This is a genomic window from Bradyrhizobium sp. UFLA05-153 (assembly GCF_054185185.1).
Genome location: NZ_JBBIAM010000105.1, coordinates 13,314 through 32,656, shown reverse-complemented (window position 1 = coordinate 32,656; position 19,343 = coordinate 13,314). Strand labels below are relative to the sequence as shown.

15 protein-coding genes and 4 pseudogenes are annotated in these 19,343 nt (G+C 59.3%); 14 read left to right on the top strand and 5 right to left on the bottom strand.

The window, feature by feature from the left end; all coding sequences use genetic code 11:
• Positions 1-1,033 (top strand): saccharopine dehydrogenase family protein (locus tag Q2941_RS39285; protein WP_458195839.1); only part of this gene is annotated, 1,033 nt, incomplete at its 5' end.
• Here the strand turns inward: Q2941_RS39285 and Q2941_RS39280 are convergent.
• A complete protein-coding gene (locus Q2941_RS39280) occupies positions 1,020-1,184 on the bottom strand; it encodes an Lrp/AsnC ligand binding domain-containing protein (protein ID WP_458195838.1) in 165 nt (54 codons plus the stop codon). The two genes, Q2941_RS39285 and Q2941_RS39280, sit on opposite strands and share 14 nt — an antisense overlap.
• A 32-nt stretch (positions 1,185-1,216) precedes the next feature.
• Here Q2941_RS39280 and Q2941_RS39275 point away from each other — a divergent pair, with 32 nt between their 5' ends.
• The 7 genes and pseudogenes from Q2941_RS39275 to Q2941_RS39245 all read left to right on the top strand — a co-directional run bounded on the left by Q2941_RS39275 (position 1,217) and on the right by Q2941_RS39245 (position 8,435).
• Positions 1,217-1,357, top strand: a complete 141-nt coding sequence (locus Q2941_RS39275) for a hypothetical protein (RefSeq protein WP_458195837.1) — start codon at positions 1,217-1,219, stop codon at positions 1,355-1,357.
• A 96-nt stretch (positions 1,358-1,453) separates the two neighbouring features.
• On the top strand, positions 1,454-2,929 hold the full coding sequence (locus Q2941_RS39270) for an ABC transporter substrate-binding protein (RefSeq protein WP_027527343.1): 1,476 nt from the start codon (positions 1,454-1,456) through the stop codon (positions 2,927-2,929).
• 9 nt (positions 2,930-2,938) lie between these two features.
• Positions 2,939-4,096, top strand: a complete 1,158-nt coding sequence (locus tag Q2941_RS39265; protein WP_254111372.1) for a carbohydrate ABC transporter permease — start codon at positions 2,939-2,941, stop codon at positions 4,094-4,096.
• Between the two features lie 83 nt (positions 4,097-4,179).
• A complete protein-coding gene (locus Q2941_RS39260) occupies positions 4,180-5,274 on the top strand; it encodes a carbohydrate ABC transporter permease (protein WP_245288251.1) in 1,095 nt (364 codons plus the stop codon).
• Between the two features lie 4 nt (positions 5,275-5,278).
• Positions 5,279-6,361, top strand: coding sequence for an ABC transporter ATP-binding protein (locus Q2941_RS39255; RefSeq protein WP_051390158.1), 1,083 nt, complete (start codon positions 5,279-5,281; stop codon positions 6,359-6,361).
• A gap of 596 nt (positions 6,362-6,957) precedes the next feature.
• A pseudogene (locus Q2941_RS51950) lies at positions 6,958-7,281 on the top strand (transposase); the annotation flags it as partial.
• A 401-nt stretch (positions 7,282-7,682) separates the two neighbouring features.
• Complete coding sequence (locus tag Q2941_RS39245; RefSeq protein ID WP_458195836.1) at positions 7,683-8,435, top strand: phosphorylase family protein; 753 nt, start codon at positions 7,683-7,685, stop codon at positions 8,433-8,435.
• 154 nt (positions 8,436-8,589) lie between these two features.
• Here the strand turns inward: Q2941_RS39245 and Q2941_RS39240 are convergent, their stop codons facing one another.
• Positions 8,590-9,282 carry a nucleoside deaminase gene (locus tag Q2941_RS39240; RefSeq protein ID WP_458195835.1) on the bottom strand — a complete coding sequence of 231 codons (693 nt, stop codon included), beginning with the start codon at positions 9,280-9,282 and terminating at the stop codon, positions 8,590-8,592.
• 167 nt (positions 9,283-9,449) lie between these two features.
• On the opposite strand from Q2941_RS39240, the pseudogene Q2941_RS39235 reads away from it, so the two are divergent.
• The 3 genes and pseudogenes from Q2941_RS39235 to Q2941_RS39225 form a co-directional block, all read left to right on the top strand.
• Positions 9,450-9,617 (top strand): annotated as a pseudogene (locus tag Q2941_RS39235) (recombinase family protein); the annotation flags it as partial.
• 1,309 nt (positions 9,618-10,926) lie between these two features.
• Positions 10,927-12,750, top strand: coding sequence for an MASE1 domain-containing protein (locus Q2941_RS39230; protein ID WP_458195834.1), 1,824 nt, complete (start codon positions 10,927-10,929; stop codon positions 12,748-12,750).
• Positions 12,751-13,029: 279 nt separating this feature from the next.
• Positions 13,030-13,257: a hypothetical protein gene (locus Q2941_RS39225; protein ID WP_084801795.1), complete on the top strand. Its 228-nt coding sequence runs from the start codon at positions 13,030-13,032 to the stop codon at positions 13,255-13,257.
• Positions 13,258-13,531: 274 nt separating this feature from the next.
• On the opposite strand, the pseudogene Q2941_RS39220 reads toward Q2941_RS39225, so the two are convergent.
• The 3 genes and pseudogenes from Q2941_RS39220 to Q2941_RS39210 form a co-directional block, all read right to left on the bottom strand.
• Positions 13,532-14,095 (bottom strand): annotated as a pseudogene (locus Q2941_RS39220) (transposase); the annotation flags it as partial.
• A gap of 7 nt (positions 14,096-14,102) precedes the next feature.
• Entirely contained in the window at positions 14,103-14,516 is a 414-nt protein-coding gene (locus Q2941_RS39215) for a GNAT family N-acetyltransferase (protein ID WP_198031920.1), read from the bottom strand.
• A gap of 1,989 nt (positions 14,517-16,505) precedes the next feature.
• Positions 16,506-16,703 (bottom strand): annotated as a pseudogene (locus Q2941_RS39210) (transposase); the annotation flags it as partial.
• A gap of 121 nt (positions 16,704-16,824) precedes the next feature.
• Here Q2941_RS39210 and Q2941_RS39205 point away from each other — a divergent pair.
• From Q2941_RS39205 to Q2941_RS39195, 3 genes are read left to right on the top strand one after another with little or no spacing between them, the layout of a single operon-like run.
• Positions 16,825-17,337 carry a thiamine pyrophosphate-binding protein gene (locus tag Q2941_RS39205; RefSeq protein WP_027527336.1) on the top strand — a complete coding sequence of 171 codons (513 nt, stop codon included), beginning with the start codon at positions 16,825-16,827 and terminating at the stop codon, positions 17,335-17,337.
• A 2-nt stretch (positions 17,338-17,339) separates the two neighbouring features.
• Entirely contained in the window at positions 17,340-17,915 is a 576-nt protein-coding gene (locus tag Q2941_RS39200; RefSeq protein ID WP_027527335.1) for a thiamine pyrophosphate-dependent enzyme, read from the top strand.
• Positions 17,916-17,949: 34 nt separating this feature from the next.
• Positions 17,950-18,744 (top strand): cyclase family protein, encoded by a 795-nt coding sequence (locus tag Q2941_RS39195; RefSeq protein ID WP_254111370.1) that lies wholly within the window; start codon positions 17,950-17,952, stop codon positions 18,742-18,744.
• The last annotated feature ends 599 nt before the right edge of the window (positions 18,745-19,343 follow it).

Here is a 19,343-nt window from a genome sequence, read left to right as displayed (position 1 = left end):
CCAGAAGGTGCGTGCCGATATCGGCGCACCGGACGATTTGCCGTTGGTCACGGCGGATGCCGCCGAGCCGGCCAGCCTGCGTTCGATGTGCGAGCGTGCGACCGTAATCATCACGACGGTCGGGCCTTATCAGCTCCACGGCCCCGAGCTCGTGGCGGCCTGCGCTGCCGCGGGAACAGCCTATGTTGATTTGTGCGGCGAGCCGGTTTGGATGCGGCGCATGATCGACGCCCATCACGAAGAGGCGAAACGAACCGGCGCGCGCATCGTCTTCTCCTGCGGCTTCGATTCCATCCCGTTCGATCTCGGCGTGCTCACGTTGCAGGAGAAGGCGCGCGAGAAATTCGGGCGCCCTGCGCGGCGGGTCAAGGCCCGCTTGCGCAAGGTGAGAGGCGGCATGTCTGGCGGCACCGCGGCAAGTGCTCAAGCGACATTCGCCTCCGCGGCACGCGACCCGACCCTGATCCGGCTGTTGAGCGATCCCTTCGCGTTGACGCCGGGGTTTACCGGGCCGTCTCAACCGTCGGGCCTCATCCCCGAATACGACCCCAGCACTAAGGTGTGGCTCGTGCCGTTCCCCATGGCGCCGATCAACACCAAGAACGTGCACCGCACAAATTTCCTTTTGGATCATCCCTACGGCACCGACTTCGTTTACGATGAGATGATGGTCGCGCCGGGATTTGGGGAAATCGCAAGCGTGACGACGGAGACGTTTGCCACGCTGGTTTCCTTGCTCCGGACCGGCGGTCTCAAACCCGGCGCCGGCCCGACTCGGCAAGAGCGCGAGAGGGGCTTCTACGACATCCTCTTCCTGGGGGAGCTCCCGGATGGCAGACACGTCGAGGCGGTAGTCACGGGCGACCGCGATCCGGGCTACGGCTCGACCAGCAAGATGATCGCCGAGAGCGCTCTCTGCCTCGTGCGCGACGTGCAAGGCGAGGGCGGCATCTGGACACCGGGCGCGCTGATGGGGCCGGCGTTGTGCAAGCGTCTGGAGGAGCGCGCCGGCCTCACCTTCAGCGCGCGTTGAGAATGCCATAGAGCTTTTCACGCAGGAAGCGCTCGTAGCCCGCGGTGACTTCGACCGCCACCTTCACGAGGTAATCGCAATCGCCGGTGGTGAGATAGGCTTCGATGACTTCGGGAAAATCGGCAAGCAGTTGTCCGAAACGTGCCAGCACTTCCTCAATGGCGATTGGTTGGCCAGTTGCCGATGAAGGGGGCCCAGGTTGGCTGCGAGGTCGAGGACCATTTCTCGGCGGCCGCGGTGCTGATGACCATGTCTGCACTCGGTCTTGCTGCGCTTGCACACCAGCTCCAGGCCGGCAGGATGGCGCGCCAATCACCGTATTAAGAATGCACAGGCTTTTCCGGACAGCGAAATGCTGTAGGCTACGAATTGCGTGGGCTTAGGCTCGGCACTTCAATCAAATGTACACGGGAGGGACCTATGGACATTCGAAAGCTTGCGGCAACTGCCGCGTCGGCTGTCGCCTTGTGCGGGTGGTCGGGCATCGCCGGTGCCGGCCAGTATGACGGCATTACGATCAACATCCTGACGCGCCCGGGACCCGTCATCGCCGGCGCAGTGTCCCAGCGCGGCAAGGAATTCGAGAAGCTGACGGGCGCCAAGATCATCGTAAATGAAGTGCCGTATGCTGAGATCTTCCCGAAGGTTCAGCAAGACTGGTCCACGGGAACGAATTCCATTGATGTTGCCGTCTTCGCCGCCGGCTGGGGCGTCGAGCTCGCGGCGGCTGGGCTGCTCGAAAACCTCGATCCCTACATAGAGAAGGACAAGAAGATCGACCTCCAGGACATCGCGCCCTATTTCCGCGAATTTGCCCAGAAGATCGGCGGGCATACGATGGTGATTCAGGTCGATGGCGACTTCCAGATGGTCTATTACCGGAAGGACATCCTGGAAAAAAACAATCTGCAGCCGCCCAAGACCTGGGACGACTATCTCGCCATTGCCAAGGCAATCAACGGCCAGGATATGAGCGGCGACGGCAAGCCAGGCTATGGCTCCTGCATCTTCAAGAAGCGGAACGCGCAGAGCTATTTCGCCGTACAGACGATCGCTTCGACGTTCGTTCAGACTCAGGGTACAGCCCAGGGCTTTCAGTTCGAAAACGCCACAATGAAGCCCCTTGTCAACAATGCCGGCTGGAAGAAGGCCTTTGAACTCTACAAAGAGACAAGCAAATACGGACCGCCTGAAGAACTAAATATGGACATCGGCGACACCCGTTCCTTGTTCAAGTCGGGCCGATGCGGCCTCCTGATCGAATGGGGCGATCCGGGCCCGCTCCAGCTCGAAGACGACGCAAAGGTGATCAAGAACAAGCTCTACGCCACCAATGTGGGTTCGAAGGAAGTTTTGGACCGCAACACCGGCAAGCTTGTTCCTGTCAGCAAAGAGTCTGCACCGAATGCGATCGACGGCATCAACTATGCTCCGTTCTCCGCCTTTGGCGGCTGGGGCGGCGCCGTCAACGCCAAGTCGGACCCCAAGGTTAAGCAGGCGGCCTACGACTTCTTGTCGTTCATAAGTCAGAAAGAGCAATCCAACGTCGACGTGACCATGGGCTGGACAGGCTTCAACCCATACCGCCTCAGCCAGCTCAAGAGCACGGATCTTTGGGTGAAATCCGGCATGGATGAGGGCCTTGCCAAAAACTACATGGGCGCCATCAACGATGCCCTCAACAACCCCAACATGTCTTCAGACCTCAAGATCCCCGGTGCGCAGCAGTACACCGCCGTCGTGCTCGACACCGAGCTGGCGCGCTATATGGCTGGCGAGATCACCGTGGACGAGGCCTTGAAAAACATTGAGGCCGGTTGGGAAAAGATCACCAAAGACTTCGGCCGCGACGAGCAGATCAAGCAGATGGCACTCGCTGTCGGACCTGCAAAGTGAGCGAGCCTAATGTCTGATGGGACCACTACGAGCCAGCCGGGGATTTCTCCGGCTGGATTTTCTCGGGGTGAAAGCTGGGGCGAGTGGTTGGACCGCCATTCGAGAACGTTTTTCATTGCTCCGGCTGTTACGCTTGTCCTGCTCTTTGCGATTTTCCCAACCTTCTACACGATCGTCTTTGCGATCAGTCATGTAAGGTTCACGGCCACCGGTCTCAAATTCCGGACGGTTTGGTTTGAGAACTTCGCGGCCCAATTTATCGGCAACCAGCAGGTTCACTTCCTTGGCCGCTTCACGAGCATGAGCATCGCCGGCTGGGTATTCAGCCTCGTGACTGCTGGCGCTCTGCTGTGGTGGCTCTATCGCGCCGTCGTCAAGGGAACCACCTGGATCGGCTTGGCCGGGCGGTTGATCAGCGCTGCCATGGCCATGTTCATTGCGCTTCTATTCGCCGCCACCCTGCTTTCCGGTAACCAGTGGGGCACGCTGCTCAATACCCTGTTCTATGTTGTCGCCGGCTGCTCCATCCAATTCGTGATCGGCCTGATGTTGGCCTTCCTGTGCTCGCAGCCCGTTATCGGCAAGAATTTCTTTCGGGTACTGTTTTTCATCCCCCTCATGATTACTCCGCTCGGTGTCGGCTATGCCTTCAAGATGATTCTCGATGTGACCAAAGGTCCGTTCCAGCCCTTCTGGCAATTGGTCGGTCTCGGGAATTGGGCATGGTCAACCGATGCCTGGGCCGCTCGCTGGTTCGTTATCCTGGGGGACTCCTGGCAATGGATCCCCTTCATCTTCATCGTTTTGCTTGCCGCTCTGGAGAACGTGCCCAAGGATCATGTCGAGGCCGCTCAGGTCGATGGCGCCTCCAGTTTCCAGATCTTCCGCGAAATCACCTGGCCGCAAATTCTTCCAGTCGCAGCAACCGTCATGCTCATTCGTATGATCGAGGCGTTCAAAATCGTGGATCTGCCAAATATCATGACAGCCGGAGGGCCCGGGATAGCAACCGAGTCAATGACACTGCATTCTCTGTTTCTTTGGCGCGCCAATGACATGGGTGATTCTGCTGCCGTGGCATATCTTCTCCTGATATTGACCGTCGTCGTGTGCTCCTCGTTCTTCAACTATGTGGTCCTCAAACGGTTACGCAAGGCGCGGGCATGAGCGGGGTGACTTCCAAGATTTCCAGGGACCGGTCCTTCAGACAGCGATTGTTCGAACCGCCTGCCGTGGGCAAGATGTCCCTTATGGCCAACCTTGTGGCCTCCGCTATCCTGTTGTTTTGGTCGCTGTTCGTGCTCTTTCCGATCTATTGGGTGGTCATTACGGCCTTCAAGGATGCCGGGACCGTCAACAACGGACCGTTCTTTATCCCTTTTGTCGATTTCCAGCCGACGCTAAAGGGCTGGATTGCGCAATTCGCAACAGACCCCTATTGCGATGCCTATTCCGTCGGCCGCCAGCTTTTCCTGCTGGTCTACAATCTGTTCGCCTTCATTCTTTCGCCGTTGGTCAAGATCGAAAAAATGGAGCCGCAGATCTGCAAGGTCTACCTTGCCTATACGAATTCCTTTGTGATCAGTTTCGGCGCCACCGCGCTTTGCATTGCGGTCGGATCCATGGCTGCCTACGCACTGGCGCGCATTAGCTACAAGCCGAAGTTCGGGAACATCGTGGTGTTTGTGCTGCTGGCCCTCTCGGCCATCGTCGCTTCCAATTACTTCGATGTTCATTGGACGATTTCAGGCTCCATTGCCCTCGCCCTTTTTTTTCTTCTTGCCCGCACTTTAGGGCGGCGTTTCAAGTCCGCGCTCGGAAATAACGACATTCTGTTCTGGATCGTATCTCAACGCATATTGCCACCGATCGTAGTCATTATTCCGGTCTACATGATGTTTCAGTCGGTCCGCATGATCGACACGCACTTCGCGCTTATCATCGTCTATGCGGTAGCGAATTTGCCAATCGTCGTTTGGCTCATGCATGATTTTTTCGCGAATCTTCCCGTTGAACTGGAGGAATCGGCACAACTCGATGGCTCATCACGCTTCGAAATATTTTGGGACATCGTGTTGCCCTTGACCCGTCCAGGGCTCGCTGCAACCACCCTGCTGACGCTTATTCTCAATTGGAACGAGTATCTCTTTGCGATCTTCCTCACGACCGCTCGAGCCCAGACCATGCCGATCATGGTTGCCGCCAAGAACACCGGCGAGCGGGGCATTCTTTGGTGGGAGATGTGCGCCATTATCATGATCATGATCCTTCCGGTGATCATCATGGCTGTCGTGTTGCAGCGATATATCGCCAAAGGCGTCTTGCTTGGCGCGGTCAAGGGATGAGCGGATGAACAAGACGATTTCAGGCGCCGCTCGCCAGGTCCCGGTCCGTTTCGACAAAGTGCGGAAATATTTCGGTACCGTGAAGGTACTCGAGGAATTCAATCTAAACATCGCGCCGGGAGAATTCCTGGTGCTGCTCGGCGCTTCCGGCTCAGGAAAGACCACCGCGCTCCGCATTCTCTCCGGCCTCGAGACGGCCACCGCCGGCCGCGTGCTGATCGGCGACCGCGATGTTACCGACATCTTGCCGAAATACCGCGACATCTCGATGGTGTTTCAGTCCTACGCGCTCTACCCGCACAAGACCGTGGCCGAGAACATCGGCTTTCCGCTCAAGGTTCGCCGCGTTCCCGAAGCTGAGCGTACCGCCGCGATCAAGGAGGCTGCCGCCCAGGTTCAACTCCAGACCCTACTCGACCGCTACCCCCGAGAGCTATCCGGAGGCCAGCGTCAGCGGGTTGCGCTGGCTCGGGCCATCATCCGCCGCCCGTCGGTGTTTCTCATGGATGAGCCGCTTTCAAATCTCGATGCCAAGCTTCGTGGTCACATGCGCGCCGAACTGAAACACATGCAGCAGTCGCTAGGCATCACGACAATCTATGTCACTCACGACCAGATTGAAGCCATGACCCTGGCCCACCGGGTCGCGATTCTGGAAAAGGGAGTTCTGCAGCAGCTCGATACGCCGGTGAACACGTACAACGATCCTGCCAATCTGTTCGTCGCCCAATTCATCGGCTCACCGCCCATGAACATCATCCATGGGGCTCTGGACGGTAGGGCCTTCATGGGCCACGGAGCCCGGCTGATGTCACCGGTGTCAGGCAGGATCGCCAAGGCCGTCCTCGGCGTGCGGCCTGAAGACTGCACGATCGTTGAGCATGACAAGGGGGATCTGAAGGGCGAAATTTACGCCAACGAGCTGATCGGCGACCACACGCTTGTGACGGTCAAAGACGAAAATGACTTCATCGCCGTGAAGGCCCCTAAGCAGTTTGCCGGCAGGCAAGGCGAGCGCATCGGTGTCTCGCTGACGCCGTCACGCACATTCGTTTTTGATGCTGAAAGTGGCCTACGTGTGCGCTGAAGCGACATCACTCCATGCACGTTGCCATCGGGACGGCATTCAAGTCAGACTTGGTTCTCGTAGACGGCCTGTATTCTTCCGCACGGAAGGCACTTGTCCACACGCACGCACGGCCTGTTGCCTATCCTTGGCAGTACGGCCAACAACATCATCAACCGCCCGCACGTCTCACAGACCGGAGCTTGTGGGATCGTCTTGTCAGAGCTGGTGGACATCGTCGAACCTTGAACGCTCGGCCAGCGGCGTTGCCTCCGCAGTCACAACATTCGCACGCGCCATCCTCACAGCACGATCTAGCTCCCAGAAAGGCAACAAAGATCATTAAACTCCACGCACGCGCGAAGTGATGTGGATGAAGCGGACTACGCCGGTCCATCCGAGTTTGACAGATGTCGTCGCCGGTCCGTCGGTGGTCTTGTCCAGCATCGCAGGGTCCCCTCAGAACTGTAGCCTACGCGCAGCCGCCACCGGCGCAGGAGAAAATAGGTAAGTAATCCTTTTGGGTTAGTGGCGCCGATCCCGCCGCCTATTTGCTGTCCAACGGTGGCCGCATCATTTACGCCCGCGAATATCCCGGCCTGAACGACGGCGCCACGATGCTTTATGTCGCCAGCAAGCGCGATTGCCATCGATGCGCATTGAAGTCCCGCTGTTGCCCCAAGCAGCCGTCACGGAGAATACCGCGCTCAATCTATGAGGGCGCTCGCGACATGGCGCGGCAGATCGCAAAGTCGTGGGAAGGACGCACCTCGCGCCGGCTCCGCAAGAAGATCGAGATGCTGTTCGCGCACTCAAGCGTATTCGCAAGCTCGACCGTTTACGTTTACGAGGCCCAAACGGCGCGCGTGACGAGTTCACCCCTCGGAGCCACCGCTCAGAACCTTCGAAAGATGGCCAAGCTTATCCCGATGCCCACCCCAAGGAGCAAAGCGCACTCGAGGTCACGATGGCAGCATGAAATTCGTCGAGTGGCAGCCCTTCGCCGATCTCGATACCGCCGCGCGCAGGATCGCGAACGGCAAGCGGTGGAGGATGGCCGTATCTTCGCCGAACGCGTCAATGAGCCATTTCTGACGGCTGGCCGCAGTGGTGAGCAATTCCGCACCAGCATCGAGCGCGCCGTCGCTCTCGGCTGGCTGTGGCGACACGCGAGCGGCGCTTGCCTGAAAATCACCGAGGGGGCCGCGCTGTTTGCCTCATCCACGATTAGTGGCTGCGAAAGCACACCTACATAGATTTCGCACAAGCGCACAGCCCGCAAGTTACCTTGCTTGGGATCGCAAGCTAAATCTAGAGACACTTTCGTTTTAGAAGGCCTGCGATGACCCTGCTTGTGACCGTAAATGAGGGAGAGGAGGATCAGACTGGCGCCCCCAACGCGAAGGCTGTGATCGCCGTCGTTGGACTGGCAATTGAGGCCAGAATAGCGGGGATGGCAGCGATGATCGCTGATGGTGACCGGACCGCGTCTCATTTGCGTGACGCCATCCGAAAAGGTGCGCGCGGGATTATAAGCTTTGGCGTATGCGGCGGGCTGGATCCGAAGCTCCGACCGGGTAAGGTTGTCATCGCTTCGTCGGTGTTTGCCGGGAACGATGAAGCCTATCCAAGTGACCTCCCTTGGGCCCAGGAGCTCCTTCGGATGATCCCGGGCGCCGGCTACTCTCCGATTGCTGGAGTGGCTACCCCGATGACAAGTTTTGAGGAGAGACGGGACTTCCATGCCACCACGGGGGCTGTCGCAGCTGATATGGAGTCGCAAATCGTGGCCCGAATTGCTGCCGAATTCAGAATTCCCTTTGCCGCTTGTCGCGTTGTTCTAAACCCTGCCCATCGCATACTTCCGAGAGCGGCGCTCATAAAGATCGGACCCGCGGGTAAGCCTAGACTACGCGAAATTGGAGGTTCAGTTGTTAGCGACCCACGGCAACTTCCTAGACTTAGCCGATTAGCCGTTGACGCTGTTATTGCAGTGAAGGCATTGCGCAGGGCCAAACAACGGCTTGGAATTCACCTCGGTTTCCCGCACCTTCACGGCCGCTTACCGCGTCGACTGCTGCACTTCAAACAATAGAACGAGTCCGATCCCGCCGTCAGTGCTGCTGCCCGCACGGCGACGCCGGCCAGACAAGTGCGAATCCGAGCTGCCAAAAGGATAGCTGGCCCGAGCCCCCGTGCGATCAACGTTATTTCGATGGCGATTCCGAACAGCTACGTCGGCAGCGCGCTCACGAGTCCGACTGCGGGCCGAGCTTTGGCATAGCTTTCGAACCCGTACGTGAGCGCAGGAAGGCCTTGCTCACCGCTACGGCCGGCGCAGCCAAAAAGGCGGTCAAGGCGGCCCACGAAAGGATGGGCCGCGGCGCGGCCTCATGGCGCTCAGGAAAATCCGCCGCCGATCCAAAGCAGCCTCTACGTTTTATGAAGCGCCAAGCGAGCGGGTTCCATTGGCTCCAGACCTGCTCGGCCTGCGCTGCCAACAGGCCGCAGACGATCTCCGGCGGAGGTCCAAAAACCTCAGGTAGCTTGTTCGATAAACCGTCGTCCTTCAGCACGTCCCATTTCGAACATCCGCCCATCACAGGAGACGAGAGGGCGAACACCACCCGACCAATCCGCGCCTCCCTTGAAGAAAACGAACACATCGGGCAAGGTTCAACGATCGAATACAAGGTGCAATCTTGCAGACGCTTTCGTTTGAGGACCTTTTGTGCCGCGGAAAGTGCCACGAGCTCCGCGTGGCGCGTCACATCGCTCTCCGATGAAACACGATTGATGGCCTCGGCGATGACCTGTCCTCGAGAAACAATCAGGGCGCCGAACGGCAGCTCTCCTTTCTTCGCTCCAAGTCGAGCGACTTCAAGGCATCGCTCCATCATCTGCAAATCTTGAAGGTGAGCTTCCGGCTTGCTCATGAGCATCAGCTGCTCCATCAGAGTTGACGAGCAGTCCCTCTTGGTTGCTGCGTTCCTGGGCCCAGCGCGTCATGGTTTCGCGGCCAGGGCGATCTGTTCAATCCAGACGGGAAGTTAGGCGAAGCAACCCCTCCCGCACTATGCGATTTCGGCTAACGGGGCCACGTTCATCGGATAGGCTGACGCGCTCGGTCGCTTTCCTGTCGCGGCTGCTCGAAGCTGGCGTTGACGTGCGCTTTGCCGATCTGCCGCAGATCGACGGTGCGCCCGGCCGCTTCCTGTTGCAGCAAATGGTGGCCGTTGCCGAGTTGGAGGCGGGCATGATCAGCAGGCGCACCAAGGATGTTCCGCATTCAGACGCGCTGAGCTTCGGCGCGACGCTGGCTCAAAATCTCAATTTTTTGGCGCATGATAGCAAGCTTTGTTTGGCCGCAATGCGCTAACGCCCGGCGCTATGCAAGTACGACAAAAAGCGGCTGCGATAATCAACACACTCGCACGACAGGATCGCGGTTCGCTAGGGCGCGGCTTCAGACTCCTAAAGCGATATGTGTTCCTGGCCTCGGTTGTTTGGCTTGCCGCTTGGTTAGCTGCGATGGTCTGGATGTTGTTCAGATTGTAGCCCGCCCGTTCTCACGGGCTAGCATCGTGCTGATTGCAGCCAGATCGCTTTTCCGGATGTTTTGTTGTGAGCAGCGAAGCCGTATGCCTGATTTGTAACCACCCCCGAGTGCTCAAGGGCGCTTTTCCTGTCGCAAAGGGTTACGACCTAGGATTCTACGAATGCGTCGGTTGCGGCAGCGACCTGTGGCTTGTTGCCAGAGCGTCCAAACCATCGGTACCTAAGCTACGGAGGGGACGACCTTCTCGCGGTCAACAGCTCAAGGCAATTGACGCCGCGCTAAAGAAATTTGCTCGGATCGCAGTTGCTCCAAAACAGAAAGGGCCCTCAGCGTGAACAGGCGGGCCTCCTCTTCATCGCCCGAGCCGTCGGCGGTGCATAGCGGGCCCGATAGCAGCCGAACCTGCGCTTATTCGCCCTCCTCATTGAGGATCAGAGCGCCGCGTCCGAAGAACGTAACGCCAACGCAGCCTGTTCGACTTGCCGATGTCCCATCATGATCTTCAGTCCGGTTACCTAGACAGACTGGATCACTGATCCCTCTGCGTCGCAACAGCCTCCGTTTTCAACGGAATCGGCCCTTCGCGGCAGTTTGCGCGATGCATTGACAGTCCGAAGTTGGAGACACACCGGAAGTCACCGGCTCGGGGGCAAACCGACGCTTTTTCGGCCCCTCGTGTTCGCGATAGCACGTACGGGATCGTCGTAGACTACCAGTCAAGCCGGGCGATGACGGTGACAGTCCCGTAGCCTGCATGGTGCGAAGCAAAATGCGTGGTTGCGTCAACTACCCCGATGTCGCTTCCACCTTCGATCTTTGAGCCAGGCTCCATAAATTCGCCACCGATACAGGCATCACAATGCCCACGTTCGCTCGGAGGCGGTGCGCAAAGCCGATCCTGGTCAATCTTGGGACCAGTTCTTGAGAGCAGACGGCCTGTCAGCGCCGCCGCACTTGCCTTGCTTCCGGCAGCGCGAGCACGCGAGTTCCACGCCAAGCGGAACCGGGCGGGGGAAGGAGGACGGGGGTGCGGCAGAACCTATCGGCACAGGTTCAGCACGAACTGTCGACCGAAATCGACCTGAGCCGGTGGGCCGGCTCGGTCGGGCTCGCAGTCTTGGTCGGCATCGTCTATTTCCTAGCGGCGCGACTCAGCCTTGCCATGCTCACCAAACCTGAGGGTGTTGCCGTTTTCTGGCCTGCCGCAGGTGTCTCCGCCGGCGTGCTTATCGCACTTGGGCCGCGAACGCGATGGCCTGTCGTGATCGGTACCATGACTGCAACCATCGTCGCGAATCTCCTCGGTGACCGGAATTTCTGGGGCGCGGTTCTCTTCGGCGTGTGCAATGCAGGGGAAGCCGCGCTCGCAGCATGGCTCATCGGGCGCTTCTTCGGTCCGGACTTCAGATTAGACAAGGTGCGCAACGTGGCGGGGCTGCTGGCGGCAGCAATTGCGGGAACCGCAGTCTCGGGGATCGGCGGGGCGATCGTCTTCAAGTTGTTTCACAGCGCGACGGCGCCGATGCTGACGACCTGGTATCAGTGGTTTGCATCGGACGCGTTGGGAATCATCACGGTTGCGCCGCTGCTGATAGAGCTTGCCTCAGCCGCGCGCGACCGGCCTCCGCTGAGCGAACTCGTCGAAGGAATCGCGGCGGTCGCAACTCTGGCTCTGGCGAGTGCACTTGCCATCTTTCTCCGATCGGAGCTGTTGGCGAATGTCGGGCCGGTCGCGGTGCTATTTGCGCCACTGCTGTGGCTTGCCGCCCGTTGCCGGCCGGCCTTTGCCGCGGCAGCCGCGTTCATCATCAGCCTTTCCATCGTTTGGACGACAACCTTCGGCATTGGCTATTTCGGCAATCGCGACCTCACGACGAACGAGCGCGTCCTGGCGGCACAGATCAGCATCTTACTTGTGACGATCGGCGCATCGGTCGTTGCTGCGTTGTTTGCCGAAATTCGGGATAAGAGGAAGGTGGCCGAGGCTGCCCTGCATGCCAGCGAAGCGCAACGCTATCTCATCGAGACCGAAAAGCTGGCCGCACTCGGCCGTCTCGTAGCGGGGGTTGCACATGAGCTCAACAGCCCAATCGGCATCAGCCTGACGGTGGCCTCGACGCTAGACCGCCGTTGCACCCACTTCGCGGACCAGATTGTTTCCGGGCCGCTGCGCCGTTCGCGGCTGGCCGAATTCACTGACGGTTGTCGCGACGCCGCAAACCAGCTCGTCGCGAATCTCCAGCGCGCGGGAGAGCTGATTCAATCGTTCAAGCAAGTCGCCACCGATCGCAGCGATGCTGATCGGCGTTTGTTCGACCTCAAGCTCGCGACCGAGCAGATCGTTGCGAGCATACGGCCAGGCCTGCCGAAGTACCGGGACTCGCTTTCGCTCGCCCTGCCCTCCGACATTATCCTGGACAGTTACCCGGGCGCCTACGGGCAAGTGCTGACCAACCTCATCTTCAATGCCGTCACTCACGGCTTCGCTGACGGGCTTGGCGGATGCATGCTGATCGAGGCGCGTCGCCTCGGCCCGGAGCAGATTGAGATCACTTTCTCGGATGATGGAGGCGGTATTCCGGAGGAGGTTCAGCGTCACGTTTTTGATCCATTCTTCACCACTAGACGGGCGCAGGGCTGTACCGGGCTCGGCCTTTACATCGTCCATAACCTTGTGACGGATCAGCTTGGCGGCAAGATCACGCTCGTCTCTGCGCCAGGAAAAGGTACGACCATTCGTATGACGCTTCCTCTGCTTGCCCCCGGAGCAAGCAGAGACGTCCAGGCTCCGCAAACCATGGTCAATGTCGCTGCCGTCGGGCATGGTGCAGCAGGAGACGCAGCGCAGTAAGTCTGCACCTGCCCAAGCCAAGCCTTCTGAGGGCAATCAGGCCCGTAGGGAAGCGCCTGCCAGCACTCTTCGCATTTTCCCGCGTGTCGCCCGCGTAGCGGGCGATTGCGGAGTACAACAAACTCGCGAACCGCCGGTCGATTCGGAGTTTTCACGGCCGGTCGGCCGACGAGTGATCCGAGGAATCGCGGCGATGCGGGATTTGGTCGCGATCGGGGCACAGCGGACATTGCCCGGACGTGCACATTTGAGCCTTCGCTGCGTTGGAAAGGTATCACCATGAGGAAGACGTTATTGGCGCTCGCTACGGCCGCGACATTGGCCGTTTCCGCAGCCTCGCCCGCTTATGCTGGTCCGCGCACTTATCCCGGACCCGGCGGCTATCCGTACTGGTCGGGCTATGTCGATGCTCCGGTTGGAGATCCGATGCCCCCCTGCTACTGGCGTACCCAGCGCTTCTGGGACGGTTATGGCTGGCGCGTGCGCCGCGTGCGCATCTGCGGCTGATCGTCGAATTCCACGGCGGACGCCTGTGGGCCACTTGCCAGCCATGCGGGGCTCTCTTTCAGTTTGCGATCCTGCTCGGCCGTCATGATCAACCGATTGTCTATTTTTGGGCGCCCATCTGCGGCGCGGCGGCAGTCTAGTTAAGGTCTGTCCAGCGCGGTGAAGCGGACTAGTTTTGCTCACGCTGAGTTCTTCGCATTTTGACCCAACTGGCCGGCAATATTTCGTTGTAATAGTGGCTCCGTCGCGACGTGCCGAACTGCTCTACCGGTCCCTATGCGAGCCTCGGGGTGGGCATCGGGATAAGCTTGGCCATCTTTCGAAGGTTCTGAGCGGCGGCTGCGAGGGTGAACTCGTCACGCGCGCCGTTTGGGCCTCGTAAACGTAAACGGTCGAGCTTGCGAATACGCTTGAGTGCGCGAACAGCATCTCGATCTTCTTGCGGAGCCGGCGCGAGGTGCGTCCTTCCCACGACTTTGCGATCTGCCGCGCCATGTCGCGAGCGCCCTCATAGATTGAGCGCGGTATTCTCCGTGACGGCTGCTTGGGGCAACAGCGGGATTTCAATGCGCATCCATCGCAATCGCGCTTGCTGGCGACATAAAGCATCGTGGCGCCGTCGTTCACCAGCGCTCCGGTTGTGGTAAGAAACTTGCCACCCGACAGCGGTAGGCGTCATCGGCATGATCATAGGTGAAGTCGTCGCGCGAGAAGATCCGTCTGTGCGGGCCGACTTGTCTAACACCGTGACGTGTGGCTCGATGCCGTACTCATAGACCAACCAGCCGAGCATCTCGGCTGAGCCATAGCCGCTATCGCCGAGAAGCCGGCCCGGATACCGAGGACTATCTGGCTTTTCTCAACATTGAAATCAGAGGCGGTGCATTTTCGGGTAGAATGTTTTTCTGAGCCACAAAGCCGCCGCGCTCATAGAGCGGCGTATTTCTCGGACTTGAGTTTTCGAGATAAGCAGGCATGCCTGTTTCGTCGATCCTCCTGAGCGCCGCGTCAAGAATCGCCGATCCCAGCCCCATCCCCTGAAAAGGGGGATCAACAGCCATAAAACTCAAATAGAAATGCATTTCGCGCGGATGCGCCCTTTCCAATTCGCCGGATATTGCAGCCCCTCGGACTATCCCCCCCAATCCGCACATCTTCAGGAATAGAGGCAACAGCTTCAACTGCTCAAAGAATCCAGGAGGCCAAGCAGGTATCCCTGGCGGCAGCCATATTGCACATGCCGCGCCGTCATCGCTCATCCATACTTCGCCGGCGGGTATTGCGCGCGTATACAAGTGCCAAAAGAAGAATGCCTCTAGTACCGAAGGCCGTTCTGGCCCTGATCGAGCCAACCAATCCATAACGGGGTCGTTGAGAAATGCCCTCGTCAACAGCCGCGCGAGTTGGTGCGCATCCTCCAACCTTGCGCGTCGCGGCGCGGAAGCAGCCCTAAGTCTCCGCGAATGTTCGTCCTTCATCCGCTCGCTCACCGATTAGCAGACCATATCTCGGTCGCAGAAAGTGGGTTGTCTCAACTCGTCCAACCTTCCCGACGAAAGCCGGCTCTCGAACGATCGACGTTGGCCGTCGGCCTCTCTGGCTTGGTCCGCCCCAGGAGCCGCTGCCGTCCGGCAAGGCACGTCGGTCATCCTGGTCCTAAGCCGGTACAAGTGTATCGGGTGCAATCTTGGTAAACGCCCCGACACTCGAACGATGGCAGCTGGTTCAGATGACGGCAGTCGCGATAGCGGGCACGACAGGTACTTATGCATTGCTGTTTAGCGGTTGGAGCGGCCGCAACAGTATGAGAGGCGAGATCGGCGTCGCGCGCCGTCGCCGGCAAACCCGGCATTATCGTGACGGCAAGCGCCGCCAGTGACCCGAGCCAAACGTTCTTCCTCATGTTTCTCTCCGCCGATATCCGGTACGAACCCGCAGTCTGGGCCCGAGCCGGATTGCGCGCTATGCACATTCGGCACCTGCTCTGCGTGCGTTGAGCGAGCAATCAGGCGGCGATGCAGAATTCGGCCATGCGGCTCTCCAAGAGAGCGCACCATAAACACGCTACGCCTTGCTCCTGCAGCCGTGTCTAGAATTGGACGGGGCTCTATGTCGGTGTGAACCGCGCAACCTGATCTCCAGCCACTTCGACGGCGAGCTTCGACATCGTGGAATGAGTGTTGTTATCACGCCATGTGAAGCGCAGGCTGCGATCAATTTCGTTTCGAGGCCTGCCGCCGCCCCGACGCAGGTAGAACGCTGCGTCGGCCATCTGGCGTCAGCCGAATCCGCATAGCGCGCAGTGCGAAGTCGGTACTAAATAGTGTGGCTTATCGGCGACCCGATAAGTTCGCGTTTCTTTAGGCACACAACTCTCTCAGGCCCACCAACATTCTATGCCAGAGGGGTACCATGTTCTTCAAATACTTGCGCGTACTCGCCATCACCGTTCCCGCATTAGTTGTGACTGGCCTAGCGTCGGCACATGCAGCCCCTCCACGTCATGTCCCGCTACCGAAGACGATCGGCTTGGCCAAGGCGGAAATAGTGTCCCCATGTCTCGTCGTTCGGGAGGTGCGGAAAATTCCGCCGTCAGTTTATAGCTGCAAGGCCGGCTTCGTTGTGCCGCAAGATTTGTTCGATCGTAACAACCCGAACAATTTACGATCAGATTATCCAGCTCCGCCTGCTCAGCCTGGCCAGTTCTAATCGCTATGTGAAAGCTGTCCATAGAGACTCAGACGAAGGCTGCGCTGTTCAGCTTTGGCACTCCCGGAAGCCAATCGGCGATGCTCGTTTCCGACCACGTTCCCCATTTGAATGTGGACGCGCAGCGTAAGGCTACCAGCGCCAACAATTGCGCTTCCTTGAATTGCGTCTCTTTGCCGAAAATGCATAGCGGGCTTGGCTCGGCCGGATATCTTTGTCTCAGCCGGGCCCGAGGCGACGACGATGGAGAGCACCGAACGGATCGGATCCTATGGAGGTCGGCTTCGGGTCTTGGCCGTGTCAAAACGGCTTCAAGGGGCGTCTGCCCCGGGAAGCCAGGAAGCGCGCCTGTCTCAGACCGCAATCGCAGCGATCAGTGGCGTGGTCCCGATGATCGCCATCTCGGCCGCTACTTTTGGGAGCGTTTTGGTGAGGACGTGCGACGCTCCCATGCGGGCCCTCATCGTGCCGAACGGATGCTCGACCGTCTCCCGACGCTGACGCATGGCTTCCGGGGCTTCTAGGCGCTGCTGCACGGCCTCGAGCAGATACTCGTGCTCCCGTTCCAGCCGCCGGCTGGACTGCACTCGGTTCAGGTAGCCATAGATGTAAAGCTTGGGGAGCACCGAGGGGTGGTACGATGGCCGGCCAGTCGCCGCCGGCTCTGCCCCCTCAAAACCCATCTCAGCCAAATCCAGCGCATCGACAAACGCGTCGATCACACGAACAGGGTTGCTCCGTGTCCGTCATTTCAAAAGACGATGCCGACAGCACCCACTACGTTGCTGCTTTGCAACGGCGTGTGTTAGGCTGCGATCTGCTCAATGGGGCGCGCGACGGCATTGAAGGGTGTGGCGTATGCCAGTTTCACTCGCCAACTCCGAGGTGATCTATGAGGCCCTCAAAGCCTGCGACGTGAGGATCATTTCCGCTCTGCCGGAAACCTGGCTGGTCCACCTTATCCGCATGGCCGACGACGACCCCGAAGTCACGCTGATACGCGTCGCCAAGGAAGAAGAGGCGATTGGCATCTCTGCCGGAGCACATCTGGCAGGTATCAGCTCCGCGCTGCTAATGCAGAACCACGGTTTCCTCGCAGCCATCAACCCGATCGTCTCGCTGGCGCTGCTCTACAAGATTCCGCTCCTGATGCTCATCAGCTACCGCGGTCACATGGGCGAGCGCGATCCTTGGCAGACACAGGGTGGCATGGTGACTGAGCCGCTGTTGCGGACCCTGGGTATTCCCGTCTGGCACCTATCAAACCCCGATGACGCTCAACGCCGCATCAAGGATGCGCAGACGCTGGCACACGCTTCGCTGTCGCCGGTCGCCGTGCTGCTGACCCGCGAGTTGATGTGGGAAGAGTAGCCATGCTGCGCGTCGATGCCTTGCAGGCAATCTATCCTGAGGTGAAGGATCAGATCGTTGTCACAATCATGGGCGCCGTCGCTGCGGAGCTCTACACGCTTGGCCACCGCCCCAACTTCTTCTACCTGGAGCATGCGATGGGGCTGGCTTCCTCTATGGGACTGGGCATCGCGGTCGCCATGCCCCGCCACAAAGTGGTTGTGATCGACGGCGACGGCTCGCTGCTGATGAACCTCGGCACGCTGAGCACAATGGCGCGCTACTCACCCGGCAACCTGGTGCATATCGTCTTCGACAACGCAAGCCTGCTTTCCGTCGGCGGCTTTCCCACAGCGACTGCGACTGGTACCGATTTGGCGGGCGTGGCGCGGGCTTGCGCCATTCCGCAGGTAACAGAGTCCGACACGCCAGAGCAGCTCAAAGGCGCGGTTGCAGGCGCATTGGCGGGCGGGACGCTGACGACGATCGTCGCCAAGGTCGAGGCGGTTGGACCCAAATCGTTTCACATGGATTTGCCACTATTGGAGAATCGCTTCCAGTTCAAGCGTGCGCTGGAGGCGCTGCGGCAACACGACTAAGACGTGACCTGCGTTTGAAGTGAAGGAGGCGAGCATGGCGGATAGACAATCTAGCGGCATATTGGCCCAACTGGTGGAAGAGCTGAACTCAAAGCGAATTCACGTCGTGGACCTCACCACGACACTAAGCCCCAGCACGCCCGTGATCGATTTGCCGCCGATCTTTGCGCCGTCGCCGGGGCTGACGCTCACCGAGATCTCGCGCTACGATTCCCGTGGCCCGGCATGGTACTGGAACGTGCTCACGCTCGGCGAACACACGGGGACGCACTTCGACGCGCCGATCCACTGGATCACCGGCAAAGATCTTCCCGAGAATGCGACCGATACGATCGCGCCGCGCAAATTCATCGGCCCCGCTTGCGTCATCGACGTGACGGCGGACGTTCAGGCCAATCAGGACTTCCTGCTCACACCTGAGCGTGTCCAGTCCTGGGAGGCGACGCATGGTCGTATCCCCGCCGGAGCATGGGTACTGCTGCGCACCGGCTGGAGCGCCCGCACGACTCGCGAGGAATTCCTCAACGCGCGCGACGACGGCCCCCATTCGCCGGGGTTCTCGAAGGCATGCTCCGAGTTCCTGGCGCACGAACGCGATGTCCTGGGCGTCGGCGTAGAGACCATCGGAACAGACGCCGGGCAAGCCGGCACCTTCAATCCGCCATTCCCCAATCACGGTACAATGCATGGCGCAGGCAAATTCGGCATCACGAGCCTGATCAATTTGGACCAGTTGCCGCCAATCGGCGCTGTGGTCATCGCCGCACCGCTCAAGATCGCCGACGGCTCAGGCAGCCCGCTGCGCGTCATTGCACTTGCACCCGCGTGATGCAGACGCCAACCGATCGGCGTTCGATTTTTCAGCGAACTACTCTGCACCCAAAAACACACCCAAATTGCGATTTTTGGCCTTTGGGGCGGCTCACGTACCGTCCGAGAATTGTGATATATATATCTGATTTTGCAGATGTTTTTGTGGTGGGCGCACCAGGGCTCGAACCTGGGACCCGCTGATTAAGAGACACGCCACTCGCGTTGATTTCACGAGAGAATTTTTCCAACTAAGCCAAAATCGGATCAATACAGATCAATAGCTTACAGCGAATAATCCAACCGCGGGAGAGCGCGCACATGGGTGGCGGACCGATCCATCCGAAAGGTGTCGGGGGTTCGAGTCACTGGAGCGCTACCGCCTTTCTCCACACCAACCAAACCTACGATATCTCATCCGATCTTACGCATGAGGCACTTCGTCGGCGCCGCAGTGGGCTCAGGTCTTACGCTCTTTAAGAACTCCGTTGAAGGGCGACGAACGTTAGTATCGGGCGCCAAAAGGCGACGCTACGTCGCCTACTGTCAGGGTTATCAGAAGGATCGCCAGCGCCACCCGCTTCGGCCACGTTCTTTATGAGCGCTCGAGTTCGAACG